This window comes from Dysgonomonas sp. HGC4 (genome assembly GCF_001261715.1).
In the GTDB taxonomy this organism is placed as follows: Bacteria; Bacteroidota; Bacteroidia; order Bacteroidales; family Dysgonomonadaceae; genus Dysgonomonas_A.
The window spans coordinates 1-3,246 of record NZ_CVRU01000021.1 but is presented as its reverse complement, the minus strand read 5'-3'; the positions used below and the strand labels follow the sequence as shown (position 1 = coordinate 3,246).

The following is a 3,246-nucleotide window of genomic DNA, read 5'->3' as shown; positions in this document are numbered from 1 at the left end:
TTTTATTCATTTTCCTTTCTTCCAAATAATTTACCGGCATAAAAAAAGATAAAACAGATCAATGCCAGTATAGCAATTGCACCAATAACATACAACACTATGGTAGATACGACCTTAACTCCTATAACTAACAACACAATAAATAAAACAATAGAAATAACTCCGATTGTTATTAGAAAATACTTTAATAATTCCATAATACTTTGATTAAATTATAATTCCCATTATTAATTTAAACAAGATCAATGCACAAGATGTTTAGTTAATTCAATATAAAAGCAATTTACATAATAGCTAAGTTGTATATAAAATTACAAATACAATCACTGAGTTAGAAGAACTCTCAATAGTAAACCTTATATTATTTAAAGGACACACACCTTATACATAAGCATATATTAAAGCCATAAAAGCCGAAAAAAATTCATCCAATAGAAAAAAATAAGCTATTGTTTCTTTGTAATCTCTTCTAAGACACAATTTAAACATCCGCGAACTTGTTCTTTCTGCATTGTCAAGCTTTCCTGCGTATCTGGCTCAAGATATATTCTGTGAGTAGAGGTGTCTTGTTTAATTCGATAAAACGAATTACCATCTTTGTCAAACACCATTAAGAGAATAGCATCGTACATTTTAGGATTATTCATCTTTGCGTTCATCTCTTCCATTGTGCTTTCAATAGCAGGGAATCTAACAATAGATGCCAACCTTACTTCAATATCAGTATTAGTGCATTGGAACCTATATATAGTAGACCTAAGACTAGATGTAACATTATATGGAGCTTCTTTAAGTATGAACTTTTTAGTCTCTTCAAATTGGTCATAAGAGAAGATGCTTGTTATATCTACATCCTTAGAAGTCGTATTTTGCGCACAAACTATAGATGCTATCATTAGGTGTATAAAAAGAAAGAACTGCTTCATTATTTTTTTATGTTTCTGAGTTGAAAATAAGCCATAACTTAGATTATATCTTATTTTAGATCAAATATTTTGATTCGATACGATTACTACTATCGAATTCCAATAAGGCCAGTCCTAATTTCTTTTCTAATTCCTTTTTCTTCTTTTTTAATTCAGACAAATTATTTGATTCACGAGATATTTGCTCTTGAACAACGATAAGCCGACCACCCGAAAGGCCCTTAGCTTCCTCTTTCAGCTTTGCAAGCCTCGCTGTACTATCAAGCAATATCATTAAGAACTTTCTTGTACTGAGCTGCATATTCCGTCTTATTACCAATATCATTATTATCATCATCCTTGGAGCAAGAAGTTGTAAACGAAAGTAGAATAGATGTGAGAGCCAAAAATAGAAAATATTTCATCAATAATAGTTGTTAGTTAGCAGGCAAAGCTACAATGATTTTAGAATACTAACAATAAGCAACACCCTTTTATTTAGAGATGCTTTCTCCTATTTTAAAGAATAAAGAATTGTATCAATTCCATTTTATTGATATAACTTCGCGAACTCAAGATAATTTAATAATGCTAAAAAGAAAACCTGATTTTGTAGACCGTATGATAAAAGGACGAAAATTCTTTCTAGGTGCAGCACTTGTTGCTGTGGTAATTATCCTATGGACATTATTAGCCTGTTTATAATGAAGCAGCTAATTACAGGTAAAGCTTATTCTATTAAACTATTCTACGATCCAGAAATAGTAGAAGCCTTGTATCTACAACACTACGCTGATTTATTTGGCGAAGAATATGAATCTGTTTTTATTACACCCGATGGAAGATTGTTCGAAATAGCGAGCGTGGAAAGTTGGTATTAATTAAAACAACTACATTATACCTAAATAAGCTTATATAACCGCATCTAATGAGTTTCATATTATTATAACAATTGAGAAGCCATTCACAACCAGTAATCATATATTAGTTATTTGAATCATTCAAGCTGTTGGTTTAACTCTCGGTTTAACTTTCACTCATAAACCAGCCATAACCACAACAAAAAAGCACCTATAACTTTCGTTATAAGTGCTTCTGTAGTGACCGCGCCAGGATTCAAACCTGGAACCTTCTGATCCGTAGTCAGCCTTAAACAGCAACATAAATAACTATCTATTAATTGATTACATCTAAATTGGTTACTCATGGTTTACAATAGGTTTACAATATTTTTGTAATATTTTTGTAATGCCATACTAGTGATTAATACTATTATTTTTTATCATTCTTGTTAAAACAGTAAGCAAGTTTAAACATTCTATTCAATCTTACTTACTATTTTCGCATTATACCTATACCCTCTATCAGATATAAACCTAGCTTCACCTGAACTAATATTTGGTGGTGTAAAATGGCTATCATCCAACCAACCTCCATTAGTCCAATATATCTTTACAAGTTTATCATTTTCTATCTCAACTTTCAAAGTATATGTTGATTTTGAACTTGTCTTAGGATTATAGTAATTTATTTCAGCATTATATTCTCCATCAGAATAAACATACTTATTACTGTTCCCCTTACAGGATAAAAGGAAGAACAGAATACAAATAGTAATAAGTGATATTCTGAATTTCATTAGAACTTCATTCTCTTAATAGTATATTCTTTTCCCCATCCCATTACTTTGTATGAATTTAGAGATTCCACACAACTTCTATAAGTTCCTGTATGAATAGGTATACCTTTCTCATTTAAAAGTTGGTAATGCCCATCATATCTATATATAGAACGTATTACAACTAAAAGAATGAAAGCTATAATTACAATTGCTATCCACATAATATTGTTTATTAGTTTAGTCTTACTATTTTATAATTTTGCCTAAGAAGAGTTTCCAGTTGTCTCATTTCATCTGAGATATTCTGTTTAGGTATATTGTTCTCCATACACATTTTCTCCATATCCCTTGTTAGTTTCTCTTTTTCTGATTTAATTTTATTCTCAATCCATGCTTCACAATCATCTTTAGAGCCTGTAAATTCTCGTGTCATATTATAATACATGACACAATAGGTGCTGTCAGCACCAGAAACACGCATAGTTAATGGGACAAGAACCAACACTACAATTATTACTATTACTATCCACATATCATTTTTATTATAAAAGTTTGCTCTAAATGATTATATTATTTCTCAAAAGTTGTATGAACCCTCATCATATACAAATACAGTATTTCTAAAATATGAAAGAAATATATTATCAGATGCTTCTCCTTTTTCGTATTTGAGTTCTTTTCTATTATGAAATTCAGTGACTGTAAACCTTATAGTATAAG

General features: G+C 30.2%; 7 protein-coding genes. 1 reads left to right on the top strand and 6 read right to left on the bottom strand.

What is annotated here, in order from left to right; genetic code table 11:
- Positions 1–446 precede the first annotated feature (446 nt).
- The 3 genes from HGC4_RS02395 to HGC4_RS18575 form a co-directional block, all read right to left on the bottom strand.
- Entirely contained in the window at positions 447–896 is a 450-nt protein-coding gene (locus HGC4_RS02395) for a hypothetical protein (protein ID WP_157258078.1), read from the bottom strand.
- An 85-nt stretch (positions 897–981) separates the two neighbouring features.
- Positions 982–1,200 carry a hypothetical protein gene (locus tag HGC4_RS02390; protein WP_050708519.1) on the bottom strand — a complete coding sequence of 73 codons (219 nt, stop codon included), beginning with the start codon at positions 1,198–1,200 and terminating at the stop codon, positions 982–984.
- Positions 1,187–1,330 carry a hypothetical protein gene (locus HGC4_RS18575; RefSeq protein ID WP_157258076.1) on the bottom strand — a complete coding sequence of 48 codons (144 nt, stop codon included), beginning with the start codon at positions 1,328–1,330 and terminating at the stop codon, positions 1,187–1,189. The genes HGC4_RS02390 and HGC4_RS18575 overlap by 14 nt, the downstream gene beginning before the upstream one ends.
- A gap of 279 nt (positions 1,331–1,609) precedes the next feature.
- On the opposite strand from HGC4_RS18575, the gene HGC4_RS18570 reads away from it, so the two are divergent.
- Positions 1,610–1,786 (top strand): hypothetical protein, encoded by a 177-nt coding sequence (locus HGC4_RS18570; RefSeq protein WP_157258074.1) that lies wholly within the window; start codon positions 1,610–1,612, stop codon positions 1,784–1,786.
- Positions 1,787–2,223: 437 nt separating this feature from the next.
- Here HGC4_RS18570 and HGC4_RS02380 read toward each other — a convergent pair whose 3' ends face one another.
- Genes HGC4_RS02380 through HGC4_RS02370 form a run of 3 tightly spaced genes read right to left on the bottom strand, consistent with a single transcriptional unit; the run spans position 2,224 to position 3,058 of the window.
- On the bottom strand, positions 2,224–2,544 hold the full coding sequence (locus HGC4_RS02380; RefSeq protein ID WP_050708517.1) for a hypothetical protein: 321 nt from the start codon (positions 2,542–2,544) through the stop codon (positions 2,224–2,226).
- Complete coding sequence (locus HGC4_RS02375; protein WP_050708516.1) at positions 2,544–2,747, bottom strand: hypothetical protein; 204 nt, start codon at positions 2,745–2,747, stop codon at positions 2,544–2,546. The genes HGC4_RS02380 and HGC4_RS02375 overlap by 1 nt, the downstream gene beginning before the upstream one ends.
- Before the next feature lie 11 nt (positions 2,748–2,758).
- On the bottom strand, positions 2,759–3,058 hold the full coding sequence (locus HGC4_RS02370) for a hypothetical protein (RefSeq protein WP_050708515.1): 300 nt from the start codon (positions 3,056–3,058) through the stop codon (positions 2,759–2,761).
- Positions 3,059–3,246 lie beyond the last annotated feature (188 nt).

Excerpts from the sequence above, each read along its gene's own strand:
- HGC4_RS18575 (WP_157258076.1), bottom strand. The coding sequence starts at position 1,330 with ATGAAATATTTTCTATTTTTGGCTCTCACATCTATTCTACTTTCGTTT.
- HGC4_RS18570 (WP_157258074.1), top strand. The coding sequence starts at position 1,610 with ATGAAGCAGCTAATTACAGGTAAAGCTTATTCTATTAAACTATTCTAC.
- HGC4_RS02390 (WP_050708519.1), bottom strand. The coding sequence starts at position 1,200 with ATGATATTGCTTGATAGTACAGCGAGGCTTGCAAAGCTGAAAGAGGAA.
- HGC4_RS02370 (WP_050708515.1), bottom strand. The coding sequence starts at position 3,058 with ATGTGGATAGTAATAGTAATAATTGTAGTGTTGGTTCTTGTCCCATTA.
- HGC4_RS02380 (WP_050708517.1), bottom strand. The coding sequence starts at position 2,544 with ATGAAATTCAGAATATCACTTATTACTATTTGTATTCTGTTCTTCCTT.
- HGC4_RS02395 (WP_157258078.1), bottom strand. The coding sequence starts at position 896 with ATGATAGCATCTATAGTTTGTGCGCAAAATACGACTTCTAAGGATGTA.
- HGC4_RS02375 (WP_050708516.1), bottom strand. The coding sequence starts at position 2,747 with ATGTGGATAGCAATTGTAATTATAGCTTTCATTCTTTTAGTTGTAATA.